Source organism: Mycobacterium sp. IDUB_1, from assembly GCF_055419625.1.
This window is the reverse complement of sequence record NZ_JBVAYA010000002.1, coordinates 323,499-341,206: the sequence shown is the minus strand read 5'-3', so window position 1 is coordinate 341,206 and position 17,708 is coordinate 323,499. Positions and strand designations below refer to the sequence as shown.

17 protein-coding genes and 2 pseudogenes are annotated in these 17,708 nt (G+C 67.4%); 9 read left to right on the top strand and 10 right to left on the bottom strand.

What is annotated here, in order from left to right; all coding sequences use genetic code 11:
• Positions 1 to 86 precede the first annotated feature (86 nt).
• Together ACZYYX_RS14520 and ACZYYX_RS14515 are read left to right on the top strand one after the other, a co-directional pair.
• Positions 87 to 1,133: a M23 family metallopeptidase gene (locus tag ACZYYX_RS14520; RefSeq protein WP_463815217.1), complete on the top strand. Its 1,047-nt coding sequence runs from the start codon at positions 87 to 89 to the stop codon at positions 1,131 to 1,133.
• Complete coding sequence (locus ACZYYX_RS14515) at positions 1,134 to 1,745, top strand: hypothetical protein (RefSeq protein WP_463815216.1); 612 nt, start codon at positions 1,134 to 1,136, stop codon at positions 1,743 to 1,745.
• Here the strand turns inward: ACZYYX_RS14515 and pcrA are convergent.
• Complete coding sequence (gene pcrA, locus ACZYYX_RS14510) at positions 1,742 to 4,060, bottom strand: DNA helicase PcrA (protein WP_463815215.1); 2,319 nt, start codon at positions 4,058 to 4,060, stop codon at positions 1,742 to 1,744. The genes ACZYYX_RS14515 and pcrA overlap by 4 nt on opposite strands.
• A gap of 200 nt (positions 4,061 to 4,260) precedes the next feature.
• Between pcrA and ACZYYX_RS14505 the strand changes: the two genes are divergently transcribed.
• Positions 4,261 to 4,566: a chorismate mutase gene (locus ACZYYX_RS14505; RefSeq protein WP_463815214.1), complete on the top strand. Its 306-nt coding sequence runs from the start codon at positions 4,261 to 4,263 to the stop codon at positions 4,564 to 4,566.
• 55 nt (positions 4,567 to 4,621) lie between these two features.
• Here ACZYYX_RS14505 and ACZYYX_RS14500 read toward each other — a convergent pair whose 3' ends face one another.
• Positions 4,622 to 6,637 carry an acyltransferase family protein gene (locus tag ACZYYX_RS14500; protein ID WP_463815212.1) on the bottom strand — a complete coding sequence of 672 codons (2,016 nt, stop codon included), beginning with the start codon at positions 6,635 to 6,637 and terminating at the stop codon, positions 4,622 to 4,624.
• A gap of 72 nt (positions 6,638 to 6,709) precedes the next feature.
• Positions 6,710 to 8,158 carry an NAD-dependent succinate-semialdehyde dehydrogenase gene (locus ACZYYX_RS14495; protein WP_463815211.1) on the bottom strand — a complete coding sequence of 483 codons (1,449 nt, stop codon included), beginning with the start codon at positions 8,156 to 8,158 and terminating at the stop codon, positions 6,710 to 6,712.
• 50 nt (positions 8,159 to 8,208) lie between these two features.
• On the opposite strand from ACZYYX_RS14495, the gene pgi reads away from it, so the two are divergent.
• Positions 8,209 to 9,861 (top strand): glucose-6-phosphate isomerase, encoded by a 1,653-nt coding sequence (pgi, locus tag ACZYYX_RS14490; RefSeq protein WP_463815210.1) that lies wholly within the window; start codon positions 8,209 to 8,211, stop codon positions 9,859 to 9,861.
• Between the two features lie 83 nt (positions 9,862 to 9,944).
• Here pgi and ACZYYX_RS14485 read toward each other — a convergent pair whose 3' ends face one another.
• The 7 genes and pseudogenes from ACZYYX_RS14485 to ACZYYX_RS14455 form a co-directional block, all read right to left on the bottom strand.
• The gene (locus ACZYYX_RS14485) at positions 9,945 to 10,472 is read right to left on the bottom strand and encodes a hypothetical protein (protein ID WP_463815209.1); all 528 of its coding nucleotides are present in this window, start codon (positions 10,470 to 10,472) and stop codon (positions 9,945 to 9,947) included.
• On the bottom strand, positions 10,465 to 10,752 hold the full coding sequence (locus ACZYYX_RS14480) for a helix-turn-helix transcriptional regulator (protein ID WP_463815208.1): 288 nt from the start codon (positions 10,750 to 10,752) through the stop codon (positions 10,465 to 10,467). Before ACZYYX_RS14480 ends, ACZYYX_RS14485 begins: the two co-directional genes overlap by 8 nt.
• A 100-nt stretch (positions 10,753 to 10,852) precedes the next feature.
• Positions 10,853 to 11,674 carry a glycoside hydrolase family 16 protein gene (locus ACZYYX_RS14475; RefSeq protein WP_463815207.1) on the bottom strand — a complete coding sequence of 274 codons (822 nt, stop codon included), beginning with the start codon at positions 11,672 to 11,674 and terminating at the stop codon, positions 10,853 to 10,855.
• Between the two features lie 30 nt (positions 11,675 to 11,704).
• A complete protein-coding gene (locus tag ACZYYX_RS14470; protein WP_463815206.1) occupies positions 11,705 to 12,454 on the bottom strand; it encodes an SDR family oxidoreductase in 750 nt (249 codons plus the stop codon).
• A gap of 144 nt (positions 12,455 to 12,598) precedes the next feature.
• Positions 12,599 to 13,072, bottom strand: coding sequence for a zinc finger domain-containing protein (locus ACZYYX_RS14465; RefSeq protein ID WP_463815804.1), 474 nt, complete (start codon positions 13,070 to 13,072; stop codon positions 12,599 to 12,601).
• Between the two features lie 138 nt (positions 13,073 to 13,210).
• Positions 13,211 to 13,456 (bottom strand): annotated as a pseudogene (locus ACZYYX_RS14460) (DNA-formamidopyrimidine glycosylase family protein); the annotation flags it as partial.
• 4 nt (positions 13,457 to 13,460) lie between these two features.
• Positions 13,461 to 13,844, bottom strand: a complete 384-nt coding sequence (locus tag ACZYYX_RS14455) for a phage holin family protein (protein WP_463815205.1) — start codon at positions 13,842 to 13,844, stop codon at positions 13,461 to 13,463.
• 126 nt (positions 13,845 to 13,970) lie between these two features.
• On the opposite strand from ACZYYX_RS14455, the pseudogene ACZYYX_RS14450 reads away from it, so the two are divergent.
• The 5 genes and pseudogenes from ACZYYX_RS14450 to ACZYYX_RS14430 form a co-directional block, all read left to right on the top strand.
• Positions 13,971 to 14,873: pseudogene (locus ACZYYX_RS14450) on the top strand (AurF N-oxygenase family protein); the annotation flags it as partial.
• Positions 14,873 to 15,601 carry a DUF4873 domain-containing protein gene (locus tag ACZYYX_RS14445; protein ID WP_463815204.1) on the top strand — a complete coding sequence of 243 codons (729 nt, stop codon included), beginning with the start codon at positions 14,873 to 14,875 and terminating at the stop codon, positions 15,599 to 15,601. The pseudogene ACZYYX_RS14450 and the gene ACZYYX_RS14445, both read left to right, overlap by 1 nt.
• A gap of 66 nt (positions 15,602 to 15,667) precedes the next feature.
• Entirely contained in the window at positions 15,668 to 16,540 is an 873-nt protein-coding gene (locus tag ACZYYX_RS14440) for an LLM class flavin-dependent oxidoreductase (protein ID WP_463815203.1), read from the top strand.
• Positions 16,541 to 16,564: 24 nt separating this feature from the next.
• Positions 16,565 to 17,275 carry a class I SAM-dependent DNA methyltransferase gene (locus ACZYYX_RS14435; RefSeq protein WP_463815202.1) on the top strand — a complete coding sequence of 237 codons (711 nt, stop codon included), beginning with the start codon at positions 16,565 to 16,567 and terminating at the stop codon, positions 17,273 to 17,275.
• 67 nt (positions 17,276 to 17,342) lie between these two features.
• Positions 17,343 to 17,651 (top strand): hypothetical protein, encoded by a 309-nt coding sequence (locus ACZYYX_RS14430; RefSeq protein WP_463815201.1) that lies wholly within the window; start codon positions 17,343 to 17,345, stop codon positions 17,649 to 17,651.
• The last annotated feature ends 57 nt before the right edge of the window (positions 17,652 to 17,708 follow it).

Sequence of the window (17,708 nt, the reverse complement as noted above, 5' to 3'; positions counted from 1 at the left end):
CACTCGCATTGGATTTTGGTTAACGTCCTGTGGTCTAGATAACGGTCTGGTCACGACGGCTCACGAGAGATTAAGGACGTCTCAGGTTGGCTCAGCATCGATCGCCTCGCCTCTCCGAGGCCCTCGCGGCGCCTGCAGCCACCGAAGTCACTGACATCATTCCGTTCAACGAGTTCGGCGCCTTGGGCGAGTTGCACGATCTCGACTGCCCGGCCGACGACGTGTTCGACCGCGACACGCAGGTCATCCGCGCTCCCGAACTCGACGATCTTCTCGACACCGATGACCTGCAGCCGCTGCGCCTCGTGCCGGCCGAATTCCGCGCGGCGAGCAGCACCTCCCGCAGCTCACGCGCCTATCGCGACAGCCATACCGACCGCAGCGACGGCAACGCCACCACCGACGTCATCGACATGCGCGGCCGGGCAGGCCAACACCGCAAACCCGAAGTACCCGTCAAGGGTCGGCTGATGGTTGCGGCCATGGCCGTCGGCGCGACCGCCGCCGGGGCGTACAGCGTCACGACCGCCGCCGAGAAGCAACCTGCAGAGACCGTGCTCGCGTCCGACTCGACCACGCTGGGCGGCCCTGGCGTCATCACCGGCTCTGTCGACGGCATGCAGATCGTCACCGTCGCACCCGCAGCAAACTCCGCCATCCACGCCGAAGAGATCACCAAGGCCGCCGCCTTCGCGCAGGAACGCGCCGAGCGCGAGGCGCGCCTGGCCCGTCCGCAGTACGTGATGCCGACGCGCGGGGTGTGGACATCCGGCTTCGGGTTCCGTTGGGGTGTGCTGCACGGCGGTATCGACATCGCGAACAGCATCGGCACGCCGATCCTCGCGGCCGCCGACGGCGTCGTCATCGACGTCGGCCCGACCGCCGGCTACGGCGCCTGGGTCAAACTCAAGCACTCCGACGGCACCGTGACGCTGTACGGCCACATCAACACATGGCTGGTCAGCGTCGGGGAGCGCGTCATGGCCGGTGACCAGATCGCCACGATGGGCAACCGGGGCAACTCCACCGGACCCCACCTGCACTTCGAAGTGCTTCTCGACGGCTCGAACCGGATCGACCCTGTCGGGTGGCTGGCCAAGCGTGGACTGTCGCCGGGCAGCTACGTTGGCTGAGTGGCCAGCGACGCAGGCGATCAACCCGAGCACCCCGACTCCTCGTCGGATGATGCCGACACCCGGATTCTGCGCCGGGCTCCGCTGACCACAGGCTCGCAGCCTGTCGAGTCCTCCTCGGAACCGGCCACCTCGATCATCCGTCGTCACCCCACCGGCGAGTTCCCCGCCGCGGAAGAGCCCGCCACCGGCTACCTGCCCCGCGCCCAACCCGTCGCCGTCGGTCCGCCGCACGAGCCGCGCGTGCCCGCCCGGTCGGCGATCGTGACCGCCGTTGTCAGCATCCTGTCCGGGTGGGCCACCGCGGTCATCGCGACCAACCTGATCTCCGGCTGGTCGGCGACCGACCCGCTGTTCTGCGTCGCCATCGGCTTCCTCGCCGCGATCTCCGCCGCGGCCACCATCGGCGGGCTGATCGCTCTGCTCCTGCGGCGCAGGATGGGCAGGCTGCTGGTGATCGTCGGCGCCGCGGTCGCGCTGCTCATCTTCGCGGGGCTGTTCGTCGCGGGCGCCGCCTTGCCATTCCTCGTCTACGGCATGCCGGTGCTTCCGGTGGCGTCGATCGTGCTGGCACTGCTCCCGGAGACGGCGCGCTGGGGCCGTTCAGGCTAGAGCTTGCTCACCGGCGCGTGGTTGTGCATCAGCTTGACTCGCCCGGCACTGCCGAAGTCGATCAGCGACATCGCCGACTCCCCCATGCCCGAGACCTCCTCCACGCGACCGAGCCCGTACTTGTCGTGCGTGACACGGTCGCCGGGCTCGAGCACCAGCAGCGGCCTCTTTCCGGCCGACGACCGCGCGGGTGACGGACGGGGCGTACCGAACCGGCCCGCCCCGCTCACCGGCGCGGAGAAGTGCGATGTCGGGGCCTCGACACGGCGCCAGTTGATCAACTCCTGCGGAATCTCCCGCAGGAAGCGGGATTCCGGGTTGAGCATCGGCTGGCCCCATGACGAACGGACCTTGGCCCGGGTGAGGTAGAGCCGCTGACGAGCCCGTGTGATGCCGACGTAGGCGAGCCGGCGTTCCTCGGAGAGCTCGACGGGATCACCGAGTGCCCGCATGTGCGGGAACATGCCGTCTTCCCATCCGGTCACGAATACCACCGGGAACTCCAGGCCCTTGGCCGTGTGCAGCGTCATCATCGTGACCACGCCGGACCCGTGCTCGGGGATGTCGTCGGCGTCGGCCACCAGAGACACACGCTCCAGGAACGAGGCGAGCACCCCGGTGTCGGGGACGTCTTCGTCCTGCGGCTCGTCTTCTGCGAGCGCTCGCGCGTTGGCCTGGTCGATGCTGAATTCGTGTGCGACGCTGACCAATTCGTTGAGGTTGTCGAGCCTTGCCAGATCCTGCGGATCGGTGGAGGCTTCGAGCTCGGCGCGGTAACCCGTGCGGTCGAGCACCGACTCGACCAGCTCGCCCAGCTCCCCGTCGAGGCCGCCCCGCAGCTGGTCGAGCATCTCGACGAAGCCGGCGATCGCCTTCTCCGCGCGGGTGTTGAGCATCGGCACCTTACCCTCGGCGGCGGCCACCAGGGCGTCGCTGAAACTCGAGCCGGTGTTCTCGGCGTGCACCGCCACACATGCCTCGGCGCGGTCACCGATGCCGCGGCGCGGCGTGTTGAGGATGCGCCGCATGCTGACCGAGTCGCCGGGATTGTCGAGCACCCGCAGATAGGCGACGATGTCGCGGATCTCACGACGCTCGTAGAAGCGCACGCCGCCGACGACCTTGTACGGGATGCCGGCGCGGATGAACACCTCTTCGAGGGCGCGGGAGGAGTTGTTGGTGCGGTAGAACACCGCGACGTCGTTGTAGGAGAACTCGGCGTCCCCGTCGGCGAGGGCGTCGATCTCCTGAGCGACGAACCGGGCCTCGTCGTGCTCGTTGTCGGCGACATAGCCGACGATGAGCTCCCCTTCGCCGGCGTCGGTCCACAGCCGCTTGTCCCGCCGACCCGCATTGCGCGCGATGACGGCGTTGGCAGCGTTCAGGATCGTCTGCGTGGAGCGGTAGTTCTGTTCGAGCAGAATCGTTGTGGCGCTGGGATAATCGCGCTCGAAGTCCTCGATGTTGCGGATCGTCGCACCGCGGAACGCGTAGATGGACTGGTCGGCGTCGCCGACAACGCAGAGCTCTGCAGGCGCCACCCCGGCTGGATCGTCGGATTCCGTCGCGGGTCCTCCCACGAGTTCACGCACCAGTACGTACTGCGCGTGGTTGGTGTCCTGGTACTCGTCGACCAGGATGTGCCGGAAGCGGCGCCGGTAGTACTGCGCGATCTGCGGGTAGGCCTGCAGCACGGCGACCGTCTCGCCGATCAGGTCGTCGAAGTCGAGCGCGTTGGCCGCCCGCAGCCGACGCTGGTATTCGGCGTACACCTCGGCGATGACGCGGGCTAGGTCCTCCGCAGCCTCCGACGCCTCGGCGGCGGCCTGTTCGGGACCGATCAGCTCGTTCTTGAGGTTCGAGATGCCGTTCGAGAGCAGCCGCGGGGAGAACTTCTTGGTGTCGAGGCCCATGTCCTTGCCGATCATCAGCAGCAGACGACGTGAGTCGTCGGCGTCGTAGATCGAGAAGTTCGAGTTCAACCCGGGCAGTAGCGACGCCTGGTTACGCAGGATCCGCACGCACGTCGAGTGGAACGTCGAAACCCACATGTTGCGGGCCCGCGGACCGACCAGTTGCGCCACGCGCTCGCGCATCTCGGCGGCGGCCTTGTTGGTGAACGTGATCGCGAGGACCTGGCCGACGCCGACCTCGCGCGCCGCGAGCAGATAGGCGATACGACGGGTGAGTACCGCCGTCTTACCGGAGCCTGCTCCGGCGACGATGAGCAGCGGCGTGCCCTCGTGGAGGACGGCCTGGCGCTGCTGGGGATTGAGCCCGTCTAAGAGCTCATCTGTTTCTGTTGCGATCGACATACTGTTCCAAACTTACCGCCGAACGGTGACACTCTTTGCGCAGGCGCGGCAGGTAGTGGCACACTCGTTGAGTGCTTTGTCAGCAGCGGCGATTTTTCTACGGGTACCGGCCAGCGGTGCCCGTGGTCTAGCTGCTTCCCAGAGCCCCGCGGTCCGCTTCCGGACCCGGGGCTCGTCTGTTGTGTGAGGCCCGGAACCGGATGAGACCAGACCAGCCACACGACGAGAATCCGGAGAACGACATGACGACAGACACCGCACAGGCGCCCGATATCGACGAGCTGCGCCAGGAGATCGATCGCCTCGACGCGACGATCCTCGAGGCCGTGCAGCGGCGCACCGAGGTCTCGCAGATCATCGGCAAGGCCCGGATGGCCTCCGGCGGCACCCGCCTGGTGCACAGCCGCGAGATGAAGGTCATCGAGCGCTACAGCGTGCTGGGCCCCGAGGGCAAGAACCTCGCGATGCTGCTGCTGCGGCTGGGCCGCGGCCGCCTCGGCCACTGACCTCCCGCGATTTCGGCGTGATCGTCGTCGCTCGGCGACGACAGACACGCCGAAATCACCGCGGCTTGACCGCGTCGACCAGCCAGGGCGTCAGCCACTCGACGGCTTCGGGCGTGGGGTGCACGCCGTCGGCGCGCACCACCATCCCGTTGACCTTCGCCTGGTAGTAGCCGTTGGGGCTGAGCTTGCGGTTCAGGTCGAGCACCGTCACGTTGGGGCGCGCTTCGGTGACGTTGCGCAGCAAGGTGTTCCACGCATCGACCCGCTTGGGTTGATCCTCGGGGTAGAGGCTGCCGTCGGCCTTCTCCGCACGCCGGTTGTACGGCTCGGTCGTGACGACGATCCGGGCGCCCGTGGAGCCCAGGATGTCGAGGGCGCGGGTGAGCTCGCCGCGGAGGTAGGCGTCGTAGCCGGGCTCGCCGATGTGGGTCCAGCTGCCCTCGTTCATCCGGTCGACCACCTCCCACCGGCCGACCATCAGCAGAACCACATCCGGTTTCTCGTAGCCGATGCGCTGTGCCCACCGCGCCGGCCAGGAATCGCATTCGGGCTTCTGCTGGAGTTCCTGACCCACGTACTCATACGGCCCGCCGCGTGCGATGCCGCAGCCGATCGTGGTGAAGTCGGCGAAGTCGACCCCAGGGGTGTCGGGCAGGTACCGCATCATCGTCCATGCGACAGAGTCGCCGAAGACCGCCACCCGCACGTCCCCGGGAGCCCGCTGGCGCGCCGGCTGGGTGACGGCGACCGGAATCTCGGGGGCGACGAGCGCGGCCGAATCGATCAGCGGGCCGGTGCCCGGCTTGGGGAAGGGCACGCCGGAGGGGAGCACGGTCATCGCCACGACCGCCGCGGTGGCGGCCGTCGCCGCCGACAGCCGCAGCATCGGGACGAACGTCGGACGCCAATCCCGGATCGGCTGCTCGATCAACCACCACGAGACCGCCGCCACCGCCACGGTCGCCGCACAGCGGAGCGCGAACAGCTTCCAACCCTCGGACCCGGTGCGTTCACCGTTGAGCAGCAAGAAGAGCGGCCAGTGCCACAGGTAGACGCCGTAGGAGATGGCACCCAGGCCCACCAGCGGCCCCATCGACAGCATCCGCGCCGCCGGGCTTGTCTGATCCAGCGCCACCGGGGCGATCACCAGCACGGCCGCCACGGCGACCACGATCAGCAGTCCGCCCCGGAACTCGGCCGCCGTCCCGACGGCCAGATGCGCCGCCGTCGCCAGCACCAGCAGCCCGAGGACCGGGAGCACCCAGGCCAGCCAGCGGGTCCAACGGGAGCGCAGCGTCACCAGACCGGCTGTCATGCCGCGCCAGTCACGCACCACCAGCGCGGCCGCAGCAGCGCCGACGAGCAGAGCCTGCATGCGGGTATCGGTCCCGAAGTACACGCGGTGCAGCGCGTCGTCGGAGGCCAGCGCGACCGACGCGGCCGCCGAGCCGAGGACGCCGAGCGTGGCGACGACGAACACCGCGGTGCGGACCATCGTCGGGGTGACCGGGACGCCACGGCGGTAGGCGATCGCGCCGAGCCCCGCGACGATCCCGGCGATCAGCAGCGGCCACAGCAGGTAGTACTGCTCCTCCACGCCGAGCGACCAGGTGTGCTGCAGCGGTGACGGTGGCGCGCCGGTGGAGAAGTAGTCCGTCTGCTGCGCGACGAACATCCAGTTCGACATCCAGAACAGTGCGGCGACGGCGTCCTCACGCAGACCGGCGACCGATTCCGGGGCGAACAGGTCGCGCGCAGCCACGACGGCCAGCACCATCACCACGAGTGCGGGCAGCAACCGGCGGGCGCGGCGCACCCAGAACCCCCGCAGCCCGATCCGCCCCGTCCGGGTCGTCTCGTCGATCAGCAGCGAGGTGATGAGGAACCCACTGAGAACAAAGAACACGTCGACGCCGAGGAATCCCCCCGGCAGTCCCGGCACTCCGCCGTGGTCGGCGAGCACCAAGCCGACCGCGATGGCCCGCACCCCGTCGAGCGCCGGTATCCCCTGGCCCGAACCGACATAGCGGCGTGGGCCCACCCGGATCGGCGCCGCGCTCACGGCAGTCAACTCCTGTGGCCCTCCTTGCCTTCGAACAAGGAAGCCTAGGGAGGATCGGGCGCCGAATCCGGAAGGCGCGCGCTACTTCGTCAGCGCAATGTACTTCGTGTCGAGGTACTCCTCGATGCCCTCGCTGCCACCTTCACGACCGAACCCGGATTCCTTGACTCCGCCGAACGGCGCGGCCGCATCGGAGATCACGCCGCGGTTGACGCCGACCATGCCGGATTCGATGCCCTCGGCTACGCGCAGGGCGCGATCCAACGACTGGGTGTAGACGTAGGCGGCCAGCCCGTACTCGGTGTTGTTGGCCGCGGCCACCCCTTCTTCTTCGGTGTCGAACCCGGTGATCGGTGCGACGGGCCCGAAGACCTCTTCCTTGAGGATGCGTGCGTCTGCCGGTACGTCGGTCAGCACCGTGGCCGGGTAGAAGTTCCCAGGCCCATCCGGCGCGACGCCGCCGACGGCGACGGTCGCGCCGCGGGAGACCGCGTCGGACACGAGCTCGGTGACCGTGGCGACCTGCTTGGCGTTGATCAGCGGGCCCAGCGTCGACGACGAATCGAGACCCTTGCCGAGGGTGAACTCGCTCATCCGCTTGACCAGCTTCTCGGTGAACTCCTCCCGCACCGCGTTGGCGACGTGGAACCGGTTGGCCGCGGTGCACGCCTCGCCGCCGTTGCGCATCTTGGCCAGCACCGCCCCGTCGACCGCGGCATCGACGTCGGCGTCGTCGAACACGATGAACGGCGCGTTGCCACCCAGTTCCATCGACGTCCGCAGCAGCTTGTCCGCGGACTGCTTGACCAACGCCTTGCCGACGCCGGTGGAGCCGGTGAACGTCAGCTTGCGCAGCCGGCCGTCGTTGATCAGTGCCTCGGTGACGCCGCCGGGATTGCTGGTCGGCAGGATCGACAGCACACCCTTGGGCAGGCCGGCCTCGTCCATCAGCTTGGCCAGCAGCAGCATCGTCAGCGGGGTCTCCTGCGCCGGCTTGACGATCATCGTGCAGCCGGCAGCAAAGGCGGGCCCCATCTTTCGGGTGCCCATGGCCAGCGGGAAGTTCCACGGCGTGATGGCGTAGCAGGGTCCGACGGCCTGTTTGGTGACCAGGATGCGCCCCGTCCCAGCGGGACTCGCGGTGTACCGGCCGTCGATCCGGACCGCCTCTTCGGCGAACCACCGGAAGAACTCCGCACCGTAGGTGACCTCGCCTTTGCTCTCGGCGACGACCTTGCCCATCTCCAGCGTCATCAACGCCGCGATGTCGTCGGCGCGTTCGGTGATCGTCTCGAACACCGCCCGCAGGATCTCGCCACGCTTGCGCGGCGCCGTGGCGGCCCACTCGGCCTGCACTGCGCAGGCAGCATCGAGTGCGGCACGCGCGTCGTCGGGGGTGGCGTCGGCCACCTTGGTGATCACCTGATCGTCGCTGGGGTCGAGCACGTCGAACGTCGACGAACCCTGCCGCTCCTCACCACCGATCCAAAGACCGGTGGGAACGGAGTTCAACAGGGTGGTGGTATCCATACCCCACGTCTTACACCCTCGGTCAAGTGGACCGCACTAGGGTTCTTTTCATGGGCTCCTCCGACATCACGGCCACGCCGGCATGGCAGGCACTGTCCCGGCACCACGAACAGATCGGCGCCACCGATCTACGTCAGCTCTTCGCCGACGATCCCGCGCGGGGAAGGGAGCTGACGCTGACCGTCGGCGACCTCTACATCGACTACAGCAAGCACCGCGTGACCGGCGAAACGCTGAGCCTGCTGCTGGATCTGGCGCGCGAAGCCGGGTTGCCGGAGAGGCGCGACGCCATGTTCGCCGGTGAGCACATCAACACCTCGGAGGACAGGGCGGTTCTGCACACCGCGCTGCGGTTGCCCCGCGACGCGGCGCTGAGCGTCGACGGCCAGGACGTGGTGGCCGACGTGCACGAGGTGCTCGACCGCATGGGCGACTTCACCGACCGGCTGCGTAGCGGCGAGTGGCGCGGCGCGACGGGTGAGCGCATCACGTGCGTGGTCAACATCGGCATCGGCGGCTCCGACCTGGGTCCGGTGATGGTGTACCAGGCGTTGCGCCACTACGCCGACGCGGGCGTCTCGGCGCGCTTCGTGTCGAACGTCGACCCGGCCGACCTCGTCGCCACGCTCGACGGACTCGACCCGGCCGCAACGCTTTTCATCGTCGCGTCGAAGACGTTCTCGACGCTGGAGACGCTGACCAACGCGACGGCGGCACGACGCTGGCTCACCGACGCGCTGGGCGATGACGCGGTGAGCAAGCATTTCGTGGCCGTGTCGACGAATGCGAAGTTGGTCGACGAGTTCGGGATCGACACCGCCAACATGTTCGGCTTCTGGGACTGGGTGGGCGGCCGCTACTCGGTCGACAGCGCCATCGGCTTGAGCGTGATGGCCGTGATCGGCAAGGAGCGATTCGCCGAGTTCCTGGCCGGCTTCCACCTCGTCGACGAGCACTTCCGCACCGCCCCACTGGAGGCCAACGCGCCGGCGCTGCTGGGGTTGATCGGACTCTGGTACAACAACTTCTTCGGTGCGGAAACCCGTGCGGTGCTGCCGTATTCGAACGACTTGTCCCGGTTCGCCGCGTATCTGCAGCAGCTGACGATGGAATCGAACGGCAAGTCGGTGCGCGCCGACGGGTCACCGGTGACGACGAGTACGGGTGAGATTTTCTGGGGTGAGCCCGGCACCAACGGCCAACACGCGTTCTATCAGCTGATCCACCAGGGCACCCGGCTGATCCCGGCCGACTTCATCGGATTCAGCGAGCCCACCGATGACCTGCCGACCGCCGATGGCACCGGCAGCATGCACGACCTGCTGATGAGCAACTTCTTCGCCCAGACCCAGGTGCTGGCCTTCGGCAAGACGGCCGACGAGATCGCGGGCGAGGGCACGGCATCGAATGTGGTGCCGCACAAGGTGATGCCGGGCAATCGGCCGAGCACCTCGATCCTGGCGACCAAGCTGACTCCGTCGGTGGTCGGCCAGCTGATCGCGCTCTATGAGCATCAGGTGTTCACCGAGGGTGTGGTGTGGGGCATCGACTCGTTCGACCAGTGGGGTGTGGAGCTGGGCAAGACCCAGGCCAAGGCGCTGCTGCCGGTACTGACCGAGGATGATTCGCCTGCGACGCAGTCGGATTCGTCGACCGACGCCCTGGTGCGCCGCTACCGAGCGGAGCGAGGTCGATCAGCCTGAGCCGAGCGGAGCGAGGTCGATCAGCCTGAGCCGAGCGGAGCGAGGTCGATCAGCCTGAGCCGGGCGGAGCGAGGTCGCTCGGTCTAGGCGTCGGGGTCGGGCCGCGTCCAACCCAGGATCATCGCGGGGGTGCACCCGCCGATGAGCAGGACGGTCAGCGCCATGAGCCCGCCGGCGTAGGCCATGTCGGTGTCGGCGCCGCCCGTGGCGGTGGCCCCGAAGATCAGGTAGGCCACAGGCACCATCATCAGGTACTGGGTCACGGTGAGGCCGATGGATCGGGCGCTGTTGCGTTGTGCGAGTTCGTATTCGTCGAGGGTCAGATGGGGCGCGTCGCCCTGACGGCCCGACACGATCTGCAGCATCACCCAGATCGGCAGGAACGCCACGGTGGCGGGCAACCACAGCAGCGGCGCCCAGCTCAGCCCGAACGCACAGAGCACGCTGACGACGAACATCACCGTGAATGTGGCCGCGAGGAGCATGACGAGCGCGCGGCGGCGGCGCTGCGTCCGCCACGCGGGAAACCACTCGGCGTAGCGCTTTTCGTTCTTGACGAACTGTCGCGTGCGGTAATCCTGGTACCGGTCGATCAGCGTCACGTCAGGCATGGTCGGTCCCTCCATTGCGGTTCCGGGGGTAGAGCGCCGTCGACAAGGGGGTGAACGGTTCGCGGGAGAAGACCGCCTCGACGGGGAGGTCGAACACTGCGCAGATGCGGAAGGCCAGATCGAGGCTCGGGAAGTGGTCGCCCCGCTCGAGCGCGCCGACGGTCTGTGGGTTGACGTCGATGAGGTCGGCCAGCTGTGCCCGCGACATCCCCCGCTCGGCCCGAAGCACGCCGATGCGGTTGTGGATAGGGAAGGTTTCCCCCCGTCGCACTGGACTCATACAAGCAATTGTTGGGAAAACCCAACAGCGTGTCAAGCCGCGTGGTGATTTCGGCGTGGTTTTCGTCGGCGACCGACGGCAATCTACGCCGAAATCGCGATTACCAGACGCGGACGTAGTCGATCAGCATCTCGGCCGGATAGCTGCCACCGCGCGGGTCGCCGCCGCCTGAGCCCGCGACGGCCAAGTCGAGGATCGGGAACAGCTGATAGCCCGGCTCGTTGAACTGCCAGTCGGGCAGTGCATGTGCCGGCACGTCGAAATACGGTGCGGCGCCGTCGGTGTAGTCCCGCCAGAACCGCATGCCGGCGTCGTCCCACTGCACCCGCCAGGTGTGCCACGCGCTGTCGACGGAGATGGTCTGGCTGACGTGCTCGCCGCCGTTGAGCTTGGCGTGCACCGCCGTTCCCGGCGCCCAGCTGCCGTTGCCGTACCACTCCATGATGTCGACTTCGCCGCCGTTGACGGGGTTGTTGTTGGCGAGGTACCACGCCGGCCAGCAGCCGGGGGTCAGGCAGTTCAGCTTGATGCGGGCCTCCCAGTTGTGGCCGATGCCGCCACGGAAGGTGCCGAAGATCTTGCCGCTGTAGTAGGTGTCGCCGTCCTTGGCAGCGTGGAACACCAGGTTGGACTTGCCGTCGAGGTAGACGTTACGACGGTCGTCGCGGTACTGGCCGACGTTGCCGGGCAGCTCCCAGTACGTCGGGTCCTCCATGGACTCACGCGCGGTGGCGATCTCCCACTTCGACCGGTCCGGCGCGGAGCCGGCGGGGCCGTCGAAGTGGTCTTCGAACAGGTACTTTCCCGGGGGCGGCGGCGCGGCCGGTGGCGGAGTGGCCCGGGACGTCGCTGTCGGGAGAGCCGCGCCCAGCAGGCCGATCCCGGACATCACCATCAGACTGCGGCGGTCGAGATTATGCATCCGACGATGAAAGCACGCGTTCCTGTGGGTTCAGGCGAAGCGTTTGGTGTATTTCGGCGGCAGCAGCTTCATCACCTCGACCAGCGGCCACCACGGCCAGCCCGGCACGACGGCGCGGCCCTTTTCCTTCTCGATGGCGTCCACCATCGCCTTGACGCCGGTTTCGTTGTCGACCATCAGCATCGTCGAGTTCGACTTGGCGGTCATCTCCGACTCGATGTAGCCGGGCTCGAGCACCGTGATCTTGATGGGTCCCGACGGGTACTCCGCGCGTAGCGACTCCCCCAGCGACGTGACGCCGGCCTTGCTGGCCGCGTAGGCAGCCTTGTGGCCGGGCACGCCGACATTGCCCAGCACCGAGGAGACGAGGACGAGGTGGCCCTTACCTGCGGCCTTGAACATCTCCAGCGCGGTCTCGATCTGTACAAGGGCGGCAACGAGATTCGTCTCGAGCGTGGCCTTGTTGGCCCACAGTTTGCCGCCGCCGAGCGGATAGCCCTTGCCGATGCCGGCGTTGACGATCACGCAGTCGATACCGCCGAGTTCCTCGGCGAGTTCGGCGAAGACCTTGGGCACCTGGTCGTGGTCGTTGACGTCGAGGGCGGCGACGGCGACACGCACGCCGGGATACCGCGAGGTGATCTCGGTCCGCAGTTCGTCGAGGTTGTCGAGGCGACGGGCGCACAGCGCGAGGTCGCGGCCCTTGGCGGCGAACTGGCGGGCCATTCCGGCGCCCAGCCCGGAGCTCGCACCGGTGATCAGGATCTTCTGCCGAGTCATTGCGGCAGGATAACCGAGTTAGACAACTGCGCCGAAATCGAGCGCTCCACCCCCGCCCAAACCGACGTTTGGGCGCGAAAAGGCCCCGAAAACGCGCCCAAACGTCGGTTTGGGCGGGGGGAACGCGCGCGGGTTGGTGCCGAGCTATTTCAACAGGCGGGACATTCGCCGGTCGGCGAGCACCTTGCCGCCGGTCTGACATGTCGGGCAGTACTGGAACGACTTGTCGGCGAACGAGACCTCCCGCACGGTGTCGCCGCAGACCGGACACGGCATGCCGGTCCGAGCGTGCACCCGCAACCCGGATCGCTTCTCACCCTTGAGCGTGGCGGCCTGCTGACCGACCGAGCGGGTCACGGCGTCGGTCAGGACCGAGACCATCGCGTCGTGCAGCGCGGCGAGCTGCGCCTCGGTCAGCTTGTTGGCCGTCGCGAATGGCGACAGCTTGGCCACGTGGAGGATCTCGTCGCTGTAGGCGTTGCCGATCCCGGCGATCACCTTCTGGTCGGTGATCACGGTCTTGATGCGCCCGGAGTTGCTCCGCAGCACATCTGCCAGGCCGTCGACGGTCAGCGCCAGCGCATCGGGCCCCAACGACGCGATCTGCGGCACGGCCATCGGGTCGGTGGTCAGCCACACCGCGAGCCGCTTCTGCGTGCCGGCCTCCGTCAGGTCGAAGCCGAGGCCCTCGTCCCCGAGGTGCACCCGCAGCGCGATGGGTCCTTTGCCCGGTTTCAGCGGTGTCGGCGACAGCTTGTCCGACCAGCGCAGCCAGCCGGCACGCGACAGATGAGTGATGAGGTGTAGCTCGCCGGCCTGCAGGCCGAGGTACTTGCCCCACCGGTTCGCGGCGGTCACCTCCCGGCCGTGCAGCGCGGACAGCGGCGGATCGAAGGTCTTGAGCACCGACAGCGCGGCGACGTCGACGCGTCGCACGGTCTGCCCGACCGCGTGCCGGCGCAGATGGTCGGCGAGCGCTTCGATCTCGGGCAGTTCTGGCATCTGTTCAGTCTGCCTTCACGACCAGCGACAGCACCCAGCTCACGATCGACAGCACGATCGCCGCCCAGATCGCGGTCCACCAGAAATCGTCGATGAACAGACCCCAGTGGGTGGTGTGCTCGGTGATCGACGAGGTGATCCACAGCATCAGCGCGTTGATCACGATGTGGATCAGGCCGAGCGTGAGGATGTAGAGCGGGATCGAGATGATCTGCACGATCGGCTTGATGATGGCGTTGACCAGCCCGAAGACGATGGCCACCACGAAGATGATGCCGATTCGCGCCGGAGTCGAGTCACCTCCGACGAAGGCGATTCCCGGGACGACCAGGGTGACCACCCACAGCGCCACCCCGGTGAGCGCGGCACGCAGCAGAAACGACGTCACGGTTGTCATCATGCCCCGTCGGCGCCGACAGGGGCCAGTACCAAAGGTATGCGGTACCGCGGGTATTGACATGACGGCGCACCGCTCCCTACCGTCATGATCACCACGGCCGAAGGGATGTCGACGATGACAGCTCCACCCGCCCAGCGCAGCCCCACGACACGCGACGGATTCGCCGACCGCCTGCTCAAGGGCTCGGTGAAGAAGTCCTACGCGCCCGTCGTCGACATCGACTGGGACGCCCCACTGGAGCCGGACAAGTTCTTCCTGCCCCCCAAAGTGGTGTCCCTGTATGGAACCCCGTTATGGGACAGCATGTCTCGCGAAGAACAGATCGAGCTGTCGCGCCAGGAGCTGGCGAACACGCTGTCGGCGGGCATCTGGTTCGAGAACATCCTCAACCAGGCCCTGCTGCGCAAGATGATGCATCAGGACCCGACCGCGCGCGCTACCCATTACGAGCTCACCGAGCTGGGCGACGAGACCCGCCACATGGTCATGTTCGGCAAAGCGATCGAGCACATCGGCGCAAAACCGGTGCGGCCCAGGCTGTATCAACGCGTGATGATCAACATGCTGCCGTTCGCGTTCCGGGGCTCGCTGCTGTGGGTGGCCGCTCTGGTCGGTGAGGAGATCTTCGATTCCCTGCAGCGGCAGATGATGGACGATCCCGAACTGCAGCCACTCGTGCAACGTCTGATGCGCATCCACGTCACCGAGGAGGCGCGCCACATCCAGTTCGCCCGCGACGGTCTGCGCAAGCGCGCACCGCAGCTGGGGCGGCTGTCGCGCATGTGGGTGGGCAACATCAACGGCGCCGGCGGGTTGTTCTTCCGGCATCTGTTCACCAACCGGGTGCAGTACTCGCGGGTGGGTCTCGACCCCGACGAGGCACGACGCATCGCGCGCAGCAGCCCGCATCGCCGCGAGGTGCAGACGCTGGGCTTCGCACCGCTCGCGGCGTTCCTCACCGAGGTCGACCTCATGGGACCGCTTGCACGCCGCGTGTGGCAGCGCACCGGGTTCCTGTGACCGAGACGGTCATGTACGTCAGCGGCTCCGTCGCTGCCGAGTTCGACGAGGGGACACACACCTGGCAGGTGGGTGACCGCACGGCGCGTGTCTTGATCGCGACCGACGGCACGCTGCCGGCGGGCACCGCGGCACCGTCCGACGGCCTCCTTCCCTACCTCGGGGTTGCGGTGGCCGGGGTGCCCAACTACTTCCTGCTGTCGGGACCGGACACCGCCGCGCGGAAGAGCTACATCGCCAAATGCCTGGACCATCTCGGCCGCACCGGGGGCTCGCGGATCGAGGTGCGCCCCGCCTCGCAACGCATCTTCAACCAGCGCGGCCGAGCCGGGGAGCACCGCGGCGGACGGTACTGGCGCGCGGTCGGCGCGAAGATCCCGACGGCGTTCGAGGTCGAGCGGCTCAGTGACGAGCTGCCCGACGATCTGGACGACGCCGTCTACGACGGGATCGCGACGGTCACCGTCGACGGGCACGAGGTCAAGGCGCGGGTGCGGCTCACCGGGCAGCTCGACCCGATCGACGGCCTTTTCCATTGGCGCGGAACGCTGTTGACTGAGCTCGCGGACATCCGGATACCGTCCGATGTGGACATCGCCGCAGACGGCGAGTCGGTCCGCGCACGACTGACGGAACGGACCACGCAGGGCGGCATCACGGTCATGGGCACGGGCACTCCCCCGTTCGCGCTGGCGACCACCGACATCGAGGTCCCCATCCTGTAAGACGGTTGCGCCCCGCAGAATCTAGAACACGTTCTAGTGTGTGGTCAGCGACGACCAGGAGGCGATGTGCGGTTCACCTTTGCAGAAGCCATGACCGACCCGACGTACTACATCCCGCTGGCCAAGGCGGCCGAAGCGGCGGGCTACCACGCGATGACGATCCCCGACAGCGTCGCGTATCCGTTCGAGTCGGATTCGACCTATCCGTACACCCCTGACGGCAGCCGCGAATTCCTCGACGGGAAAGCTTTCATCGAGTCGTTCGTCCTCACCGCGGCGCTGTGCGCGGTGACCACCACGCTGCATTTCAACCACTTCGTCCTCAAGCTGCCGATCAGGCCGCCGGCGCTGGTCGCCAAGCAGGCCGGTTCGCTGGCCGCGCTGTTCGACAACCGACTGGGCCTCGGCGTCGGCACCAGCCCGTGGCCGGAGGACTACGAATTGATGGGTGTGCCGTTCGCTCGCCGCGGCAAGCGGATGGACGAATGCATCGAGATCATCCGCGGCCTGACCTCGGGCGAGTACTTCGAGTTCCACGGGGAGTTCTACGACATCCCCAAGACCAAGATGACCCCGGCGCCGTCGCGTCCCGTACCGATCCTGATCGGTGGGCACGCCGATGCGGCACTGCGGCGGGCGGCCCGAAACGACGGCTGGATGCACGGCGGCGGCGACCCGGAAGAGCTCGACGGGCTGCTGGCCAAGCTCGCCCGCTTCCGCGAGGAGGAGGGCAGCGCAGACAACGACGACTACCAGATCCATGTCATCTCGATCGACGCGTACACCCTCGACGGCGTCAAGAGGCTCGAGGACAAGGGCATCACCGACGTCATCGTCGGCTTCCGGATCCCCTACATCACCGGTCCCGACACCGAGCCGCTCGACACCAAGATCCGCAACCTCGAGATGTTCGCCGAGAACGTGATCGCGAAGCTGTGACGGCCCGTGGGTAGAGTTCGGTCGATGACACGCGGCGCCTACGACGTTCCCGACGCCTTCGATGCCGGCGCCGACGCCTACGACGGACTGGTCGGCGCGAACCCGGGCTATCACGAGCACCTCCGGCAGTCGGCGCAGCGTATGGCCCTGCCGGATCAGGGCCGCGGGCTGCGGCTGCTCGACATCGGCTGCGGCACCGGCGCCTCCACGGCCGCGCTGCTGGAGGCGGCGCCGCACGCGGAGATCATCGGCGTCGACGGGTCGGCCGGAATGCTGGCGCAGGCACGGGCCAAACAGTGGCCGGATTCGGTCAGGTTCGTGCACAGCCGCGCCGAAGGTCTGACCGAGGCCGGGGTCACCGGACCGTTCGACGGCATCCTCGCGGCCTATCTGGTGCGCAACCTGCCGGACCCCGATCCGGTGCTGCAGACACTGCGCGGACTGTTGACCCCCGGCGGCGTCTTCGCCGCGCACGAGTACTCGGTGCGCGATTCCGCCGTCGCCCGCGTGACATGGAATCTGGTCTGCGCGGCCATCATCATCCCCAGCGGCAAGATTCGTTCGGGCGACGCGGGGCTCTACCGCTACCTACGCACCAGCGTCAACGACTTCGACGGAGCCACTGCGTTCCGGGAACGCCTGCAGCGCAACGGTTTCGTCGACGTACGCAGCGAGACGGTCTCGGGTTGGCAGCGCAACATCGTGCACACGTTCCTGGCCCACGCGCCTCGCTGACACGCCGCGCGTCCACTTCCTACGGTGTGACGGGATTAACACGGCCGAGGTTGGGGCACACACCGGCATGGCTTTCAAACTCACGTACTCGGACGGGCAGGAATCCACGCACGACGACGACACCGTCTGGGAGCTCGACGACGGTGTTCTGAAGCTCGGCCGCGAAGAGGGCAAGTGGTCTGTGCTGCTGTCGCCCAGCCATTGGGCGGTCCTCGAACTCGTCACGTCTTCGTCGTCGGATTCTGACGACGACAAGAAGGACGACGATAAGGACTCCGACAAGAAGGACTCCGACAAGGACGACGACGACAAGAAGGACTCCGACAAGAAGGACGACGCCGAGGATTCCGACAAGTCCGAGAAGGACGACGATTAGTCACGGAATCCAGTGCGCTGCAACGACGCTCGTCGCTGCAGCGCGACGCCGAACGTC